The 7406-nt window shown below is 75.0% G+C and carries 7 protein-coding genes; 6 read left to right on the plus strand and 1 reads right to left on the minus strand.

Annotated features, from left to right (window positions below; genetic code table 11):
- The 5 genes from RIF68_RS20465 to RIF68_RS20485 all read left to right on the plus strand — a co-directional run.
- Positions 1 to 759: GDP-mannose 4,6-dehydratase (locus RIF68_RS20465; protein ID WP_309052740.1), on the plus strand; the 759-nt coding region annotated here is incomplete at its 5' end.
- A 56-nt stretch (positions 760 to 815) separates the two neighbouring features.
- Positions 816 to 1529, plus strand: a complete 714-nt coding sequence (locus RIF68_RS20470; protein WP_309052741.1) for a nucleotidyltransferase family protein — start codon at positions 816 to 818, stop codon at positions 1527 to 1529.
- 6 nt (positions 1530 to 1535) lie between these two features.
- The gene (locus RIF68_RS20475; protein WP_309052742.1) at positions 1536 to 2471 is read left to right on the plus strand and encodes an NAD-dependent epimerase/dehydratase; all 936 of its coding nucleotides are present in this window, start codon (positions 1536 to 1538) and stop codon (positions 2469 to 2471) included.
- Entirely contained in the window at positions 2468 to 3130 is a 663-nt protein-coding gene (locus RIF68_RS20480; RefSeq protein ID WP_309052743.1) for a spherulation-specific family 4 protein, read from the plus strand. Before RIF68_RS20475 ends, RIF68_RS20480 begins: the two co-directional genes overlap by 4 nt.
- Positions 3127 to 4053 (plus strand): endo alpha-1,4 polygalactosaminidase, encoded by a 927-nt coding sequence (locus tag RIF68_RS20485; RefSeq protein WP_309052744.1) that lies wholly within the window; start codon positions 3127 to 3129, stop codon positions 4051 to 4053. The genes RIF68_RS20480 and RIF68_RS20485 overlap by 4 nt, the downstream gene beginning before the upstream one ends.
- Positions 4054 to 4114: 61 nt before the next feature.
- Here RIF68_RS20485 and RIF68_RS20490 read toward each other — a convergent pair whose 3' ends face one another.
- Entirely contained in the window at positions 4115 to 4966 is an 852-nt protein-coding gene (locus RIF68_RS20490) for an MBL fold metallo-hydrolase (protein ID WP_309052745.1), read from the minus strand.
- A gap of 261 nt (positions 4967 to 5227) precedes the next feature.
- On the opposite strand from RIF68_RS20490, the gene RIF68_RS20495 reads away from it, so the two are divergent.
- Entirely contained in the window at positions 5228 to 7114 is a 1887-nt protein-coding gene (locus tag RIF68_RS20495) for a hypothetical protein (RefSeq protein ID WP_309052746.1), read from the plus strand.
- The last annotated feature ends 292 nt before the right edge of the window (positions 7115 to 7406 follow it).

A 7406-nucleotide genomic window follows, 5' to 3' on the forward strand; every position in this document is an offset into this window, starting at 1 on the left:
CACCTGGCCGCGCTGATCGCGATCCCGTACTCCTACCAGGCGCCCCACAGTTACGTGGACACCAACGTCACGGGCACGCTCAACGTCCTGGAGGCGGTGCGCGCCCTGGGCACCCCCCGGCTGGTGCACACCTCGACCAGTGAGACCTACGGCACGGCGCGGACGGTCCCCATCACCGAGGACCATCCGATCAACACCCAGTCCCCGTACGCCGCTTCGAAGGCGGGCGGCGACCGGCTCGCCGACAGCTACCACGCCAGCTTCGGCACGCCCGTGGTCACCCTGCGTCCGTTCAACACCTTCGGGCCGCGCCAGTCGATGCGGGCGGTGATCCCCACCGTCATCGGGCAGGTCGCCGCCGGCGAGCGCACCCTGACCCTCGGAGACCTGCGTCCCACCCGGGACTTCACCTTCGTCGAGGACACCGCGCGGGCGTTCCTCGCCGTGGGCACGGCCCCCGCGGAGCGGGTCGTGGGCCGCACCTTCAACGCCGGGACGGGCGGCGAGATCTCCGTGGGCGACCTGGTCGCGCTCATCGGCAAGGTGATGGACGCGCCGCTGGACGTCCGCGAGGACCCCGCGCGGCTGCGGCCCGCCGCCTCCGAGGTGATGCGGCTGGTCGCCGACGCGACCCGGCTGACCGAGGCCACCGGCTGGCGGCCGGGCCACTCCCTGGAGGAGGGCCTGGCCCGGACCGCCGAGTGGTTCACCGACCCGGCCCACCTGGCCCGCTACAAGACCGGCATCTACAACATCTGACGCCGCGTCACCTTCACCGTCCGCTCCACCGGCACGCACCCCGCAGGAGGAATGCCATGCACGCTGTGATCCTGGCCGGAGGAAAGGGCGTGCGGCTGCGGCCGTACACCACCGCCCTTCCCAAGCCGCTCGTCCCGATCGGCGACGAGCACGCCATCCTGGAGATCGTGCTGCGGCAGCTGTCCACGGCCGGCTTCACCCACTGCACCCTCGCCATCGGCCACCTCGGCGAGATCATCCGCGCCTACGTCGGCGACGGCTCGCAGTGGGGCCTGAGCATCGACTACGCCACGGAGGAGAGCCCGCTCGGCACGATGGGCCCGCTGCTCAACCTGCGGGACCGGCTGCCGGAACACTTCCTGGTCATGAACGGGGACGTCCTCACCGATCTCGACTACGCGGACGTCCTGCGGCAGCACCGGCGTTCGGCGGCCCCCCTCACCATCGCCACCTACGCCCGCAAGGTGCACATCGACTTCGGGGTGCTCACCACGGCCGACAGCCGGGTGGTCGCCTTCACCGAGAAGCCCAGCATCGACTACCGGGTGTCCATGGGCGTCTACGGCGTCTCCCTCTCCACCCTGGACGCCTACACGCCCGGGCTGCCGCTCGGCTTCGACGAGCTGGTGCTCGACCTGCTCGCCGCGCACACCCCGCCGCACGCCTACGAGTTCGACGGCTACTGGCTCGACATCGGCCGTCCCGACGACTACGACCGGGCGAACGCCGAATTCACCAGCCGCAAGGCCATGCTGCTCAAGGGAGCCTGAGCACCGATGCGCATCCTTCTCCTCGGCGCCGGCGGATACCTGGGCGGCCATGTCGCCGAGCGGCTGCGGGCCCGCCCCGGCACCACGGTGCTCACCGGGGGCCGCTCCCCGGCGGACGACGTCCCCCTGGACCTCGCCGCCGGCCGTCCCCGCGAGATGGCCCGGGTGCTCACGGCGGCGGCGCCCGACGCCGTCGTCAACTGCGCCGGAGCGACCGGCGGCGACGCCGTCCACCTCGCGGAGGTCAACGCGCGCGGCCCGGCCGCGCTGTGCGCGGCGCTGCGGGAGGCCGCGCCCGGCGCGCGGCTGGTCCACCTCGGCTCCGCCGCCGAGTACGGTCCGGGCCACCCCGGCCGTCCGGCGGCGGAGGCCGACCCGTGCGCCCCCGCCGGACCGTACGGGGCGACCAAGCTGGCCGGGACGGTGGCGGTGACGGCGTCCGGCCTGGACGCCGTGGTGCTCCGGGTCGGCAACCCGGTGGGGGCCGGGGCGCCCGTGACCGGGCTGCCGGGCCGGGTCGCGGACCTGCTGGCCGGCCTGGCGGCCGGGCGGCCGGGGACGGAGACGGAGCAGGTGCTGAGGCTGGGTGACCTGTCGGCGTACCGCGACTTCGTCGACGTGCGGGACGTGGCGCGCGCGGTGGAGCTGGCCGCCACCGCCGCCGGCCCCCTGCCGCCCGTCCTCAACGTCTCGGGCGGGCAGGCCGTGCCCGTACGGGAACTGGTGCGGCGCCTGGCGGACGCGGCCGGGTTCACCGGCCGGATCGACGAGGGGGACGGCGGCTCCGACCGGTCCGCCCGCGTCTCCTGGCAGTGCTCCTCCGTCACCGCCGCCCGCGAGGCCCTCGGCTGGCGGCCCGCGCGCTCCCTCGGTGACTCGGCCGCAGCGCTGTGGGCGGCACGGGCGCCGGCCCTCGCCCCCGAGGAGGTGGCCGCGCCGTGAACCTGCTGATCCCTCTGTACGTCCACCCCGCCGAGGATCCGGAGGCGTGGCGGCGGCTGCTCACGGCGGCCGAGCGGACCTACGGGGTGGTGATCAACCCGGCGAGCGGTCCTGGGGACGCGCCGGATCCGGCCTTCACGGCGGCGGCCCGGGCCCTGAGCGCCACCGGGGCCCGGCTCCTCGGCTACGTGGACACCGACTACGGGGTGCGCGGGACGGAGCGCGTCATCGCCGACTGGCGGCGGCACCGGGAGTGGTACGGGGTGGACGGCTGTTTCCTGGACCGGACGACCGCCCGCCGGGAAGGGCTGGCGGAGTGCAGGCGCCTGGTGCGCGGGCTGCGCCGGGCCGGGGCGACGACCGTCGTCCTCAACCCCGGCGTCCACCCGGCCCCCGGCTACGCCCGGCTGGCCGACCTGACCGTCACCTTCGAGGGGCCGTGGTCGACGTACGTGTCCGGGTTCAGCCGGCCGGGGTGGGCGGCACGCCCGTCCTCGGGCCGGCTGTGCCACCTCGTGTACGGGGTGCCGCGGCCGCTGGTGCCGCTCGCCGTGCGGACGGCGCGGGAGCGGGGAGCGGCGGTCTGCGGCCCGGTGACGGGCGAACTGCCCAACCCCTGGGCGGGGTTGACCCCCGCGCTGACGGAGGCGGAACGGTGAACCGCCGGGGCCTCCGGGCGGCCGCCGTGGCGGTCCTGCTCCTGCCGGCCGCGCTCGCGGGGTGCGGCGGGGCGGGTACGGAGCCGGATGCGGGTGCGACCTCGACCGCTCCCGCCCGTACGGCTCCGTCCGACCGTCCGGCGTCCCCGGACCCCACCCCCTCCCCCGGCCGTACGGCGGCCCCGGACCGTACGGCGCGGCCCGGGGACGCTCCCACCGCCGGCCGGAGGTGGCAGCCGCGGCCCGGTCTGAGCTGGCAGTGGCAGCTCGACGGCCGGGTCGATCCCTCGGTCGACGTGGCGGTGTACGACATCGACGGGTTCGAGAACGGCGCCGCCGACGTGGCCCGGCTGCACCGGGCCGGGCGGAAGGTCATCTGCTACGTGAACGTCGGCGCCTGGGAGGACTTCCGCCCCGACCGCGACGCCTTCCCCCGGTCCGTCCTGGGCCGCCCCAACGGCTGGGACGGGGAGCGCTGGCTCGACATCCGCCGCCTGGAGGTGCTGCGCCCGCTCATGGAACGGCGCTTCGACATGTGCCGCGACAAGGGGTTCGACGCGGTGGAGCCGGACCTGGTCGAGGGATACGCGAACGACACCGGCTTCCCGCTGACGGCCCGGGACCAGCTCCGCTACAACCGCATGATCGCCGCCATCGCCCACGAGCGGGGTCTTGCGGTGGGGCTGAAGAACGACCTGGCCCAGATCCCCGCGCTCGTCGGCGACTTCGACTTCGCGGTCAACGAGGAGTGCGCGGAGTTCGGCGAGTGCGCCCTGCTCGAACCCTTCGTCGCCGCCGGGAAGGCCGTCTTCCACGTGGAGTACACGGAACCGGCACACCGCTTCTGCCCCGAGGCCCGAGCACTGCGCCTGTCGTCGATGCTGAAGCACCCGGAACTCGACGTCTGGCGCCGGCCCTGCTGACCCCGGCGGGCTCCACGTGTCCGCTGCGCCGCGCGACGGTCGCACCGGCCCCGGGCGACGATCACGCCGGGAGGAACGGCTCCGTCAGATGGGGCGTCGCCAGGTGCAGCGTGACGGCCGGGTCGCGGTCGAGCATGCGCTGTCTCGAAAGCCGCGCGGCCTCGGGGTCGACCTCATGCGCGTAAGCGAGATCGGGGTGGAGAAGCTGGAGGGCGTGCACCAGGAGGTCGCCGGTGACGAGAGCCCGCTCGCGGCCGGCGGTGACCAGCACGCTCTGGTGTCCGGGGGTGTGACCGGGTGTGGCGACCGCGCGTCCGGCGCGCAGCGGGGTGTCGCCGTCCAGGAGCCGGAGCCGGCCGGCGGCCGCCAGTGGGTCGGTGAGGGTCTCGCGGAGCTGTGGGTTGAGCGTGTCGATGGCGTCGAACTCGGTGCGCTGGAGGAGGTATTCGGCGTGGGGGAAGTAGGGGCGGCGGCCCGCGGTGCCGCCGTCCGCCGCGCCGCCCACCGGGGGGACGGCTGCCTCGGTCACGACCGCCCACCCGACGTGGTCGGTGTGCAGGTGGGTGAGCACCACGGTGTCGACGTCCGCCGGGTCGATGCCCGCGGCGGCGAGCGAGGCGGGGAGCGCACCGGGCACGGGCGCCCACGCGGCGGCCGGGCCGTCCGCGGGACCGATACCGGCGTCGACGACGGTGACGCCCTTGTCGCTGCGGATCGCGTACGCCCGGAACTGCAGCCGCCAGCGGCCCTCGGTGTCGACCGCGCCCGGATCGAAGCGGTCGGCCTCGGCCCACTGAGCGGCCGTGGCCTCGGGGAAGACCTCCTCGCGGGGGGAGAAGAACGGGCCCTCGCCGTCGGCCAGGGCGATGATCTCGGTCGAGCCGATCCGGAGGCGGGGAACGCTGAGGGACATGACCGCGATCCTGCCATGCTCCCCATGCGCGCGACGACCCACCCCGCGCCGTACCGGCCCCGACACGCGCGAGGTCAACACGGCCCGCCGACAGGACAGTTACGGGACGGCCGCGACCGGGGCCGCTCGGCACCCCCCTCCGAGGCGGGTACGCGGGGGAATCCGGGACGACGCGGAGCCCGGAATCGGTGACGGTTCGGCCCTGCCGCCCGGAGGGGACCCACAGCCGTCCGGTACCCGGTGCGCGGTCATAATGCGCGGGTGAACAGACACCCCGTGCCACTGGCAGCCGAGCACATACCCCCCGGTGCCGTCCCCTGGCGGACCCCCGACGCCCGGCGCTGGCTCGCCGCGGTGCCCGCGGGATGGGCGCACCCCGGGTGGGCACTGGCGGCGCTGGCCGGCTCGTTCGCGTGGGACGTGGCGGCAGCTCCTGTCGCGCCGTGCACCTCCGCCGCCCCGTGCGGCACCGACTGGCCGGGGCTGGGAGCGGCCGCCGTGCTGGTGTTGACGTGGTACTGGGTGTGGCGGCAGCCGCGGCTCGCGCTCGCCGGGCTGGCGGGCACGCTGGTCGTCTTCGCCGTGGGGGGCGGCTTCACGGCGGCCTTCGGCGAACCGTCGGCGCTCGCGTTCCTGCTGGCCGTCGCGTTCACCGCCGCCGGCCTCGTCCACCGGCTGGCCGCCGCGGGCCGGCAGCGGGCACGGGCGCTCGCGGCCGCCGGGCCGGTCGTGCATCCGCTGCCCGCCGCGGCGGGGACGTTCCGGCGGGGCCGGTTCTCCTTCGTTCTCGCGGCGCTGCTGCTGGCCGTCGCCGCGTTCGGCTTCCTGCGGGCCGGGCAGATCGCCGACGCGTACGAGGAACGGGCCGCGGGGGCGACCCACCTCACCGGACGGGTCACGGGCCTGGAGCAGGACGCCGACGCCGACGTCCTGGAGGTGGAGGCCGACGGACGTACCCGCCGCTTCGAGACGGCCTACCCCGAGGACTTCCCCGTGGGCAGCCGGGTGGACATCGTCGTGGCGGGTGACTGGGCGGCGCTGGTCGCGGAGCCGTACGACGTCTTCGGCTGGGAGCTCCTGGTGCTGGCCGGCTCCGTCGCGGGGACGGCGTTCCTCGCCAACGGTGTGGACGGGCGGACACGTGCGAAGCGGCTGAGACGCGAGCCGCTGCCGGTGCTGCGTGTCCTGGTGCGCGAAGGTCATGACGACGGCCGTACCTGGGTGTTCGCGGCCGACGACCGGGAGGGCCTGCGGCCGGTTCTGTCCTTCCACTCGCTGCACGCCTTCGAGGAACGGGACGGGGACGACGCCGACGGGGACGAGGACGGCGCCGAGGAGGACGACGACCTGGAGGCCGCGGTCGACCTCGACAAGGTCGTGGGGATCCTGAGGGGCGAGGATCCTCTCCCGCCGCTGCGGGAGGCCGTCCTGTACGGGGTCCCCTGCACCGGCGCCGAAGTCGTCTTCGTCGCACCCGAGGGGCCGGACGACGACGAGGTCTCGGTGGAGTGCAGCGTCACCGCGGTGAAGCCCGCCGCCCCGGCGTCGACGGAGCACCGGCACCGTACGGGACGGAGCCGGCGGCAGCCCCGTGACGAGAGCGCCGTCGCCCTGACGCCCACGACGGCCCCGCGGGTGTGGCGGGCCCACGGCTTCTCGCACGCGGTGGGCCTCGCGCTGCTCGTGATGCAAGGCGGTGGCATCTGGGCCGTGCTCGACGACGGGCCCTCGTGGTCCTGGCTGTGGCTGCCGCTGGCCCTGCCGTGGCTGCTCACGGCCGTCGCGACGGCACTCACCTGGCGTATCACCGCCGACCACGACGGGCTGTGGGTCATGGGGGCCTGGCGCGTGCGGCAGGTGCCATGGGACGTCATCACCGGGGTGCGGCACTCCGAAGACCGCATCCGCGTGCACCGGGCGGAGGACTCCCCCGTCGACCTCTCCCCCACCGGCTGGGCATGGCTGGAGCGCCGCCTGGGCCGCGAGCCGCATGCGGTGCGCGCCACCGAGGAGCTGCGGGTGCTCATGCTCCAACCGGAGCTGCGGCCGCTCGAGAAGGCATCGGCGGGGAGGCAGGGCATGCCCGTCGGGCCGCCGCTGTCAGCCCTGTCCGTGCTGTGGGGTGCGGCGGTCCTGCTTCTCCTGTGACGCCTCGGCGGCGCCCCGTTCCGCGGACGGCACCTGCGGCCCGGTCCTTGGGAGAACTCCGCCGGGTGTCCGATCGGCCCTGGTTACCTGTGCGTTCCGCACATACGGAAGGTGACAGCGGCGACTGTCGGGGCCCGTGGGGGACGTGACAACGTCGTGTTCGTCACCGACCGAGGGAGTGCGCAGTGAACAAGGGGTACGCGGTCTTCTGCGACGCCGACCGTCACTTCTACGACGCGCCGCACCGCCTCGTCTTCGGCGAGGCCGGGAGTGGCGGCTCCCTCTACCGGGC

Source organism: Streptomyces sp., from assembly GCF_031178505.1.
GTDB classification, from domain to species: domain Bacteria; phylum Actinomycetota; class Actinomycetes; order Streptomycetales; family Streptomycetaceae; genus Streptomyces; species Streptomyces gulbargensis.

Bases quoted from the DNA above. Each gene is read 5' to 3' on its own strand.
- RIF68_RS20490 (WP_309052745.1), bottom strand. From the start codon at position 4,966: ATGTCCCTCAGCGTTCCCCGCCTCCGGATCGGCTCGACCGAGATCATC.
- RIF68_RS20470 (WP_309052741.1), top strand. From the start codon at position 816: ATGCACGCTGTGATCCTGGCCGGAGGAAAGGGCGTGCGGCTGCGGCCG.
- RIF68_RS20475 (WP_309052742.1), top strand. From the start codon at position 1,536: ATGCGCATCCTTCTCCTCGGCGCCGGCGGATACCTGGGCGGCCATGTC.